Origin of the sequence: Corallococcus interemptor (assembly GCF_003668875.1) — a bacterium.
Taxonomy (GTDB): domain Bacteria; phylum Myxococcota; class Myxococcia; order Myxococcales; family Myxococcaceae; genus Corallococcus; species Corallococcus interemptor.
The window spans coordinates 1-420 of the sequence record NZ_RAWM01000386.1; the positions used below are offsets into that span (position 1 = coordinate 1).

At 65.0% G+C, this 420-nt stretch carries 1 pseudogene; it reads right to left on the reverse strand.

Going from position 1 to position 420, the window contains the following annotated elements:
* A pseudogene (locus tag D7X96_RS39305) lies at positions 1 to 420 on the reverse strand (hypothetical protein); the annotation flags it as partial.

The following is a 420-nucleotide window of genomic DNA, read 5'->3' on the forward strand; positions in this document are numbered from 1 at the left end:
GTGCAGGTTGTGGGGGAGCCACACCATCCACGCCCACACCTCGGGGTTGCGCGTCACCACCATCAGCTTGACGTCACGCGGGTTGTGAAACACCGCCAGCGAGCACAACACCGACCGCATCAGCGACCGCACCCGGTCCAGGTCCTCGCTCACGAAGCTGAAGCCTGGTGCCGACCGTAGGTTCACCACCTTGGCGATATCGCGAATCTTGCGCTGCTCCAAGATGAAATCGCGCAGCGCCTGCCCGGTCACGGGCTCTAGCTCCTCATCGGAGGAAATGTCCGGCCAGGTCACCGACAACACCGAATCTGGTGCGTGCTGCACACCCGTGCCCACCCGCACCTCTAAGAAGTCGACGTCGCCGCGGCCACGCTCCCACATCCGCGGACCGCCAATGATGGCGCCCAGTCCGGGTGGGTC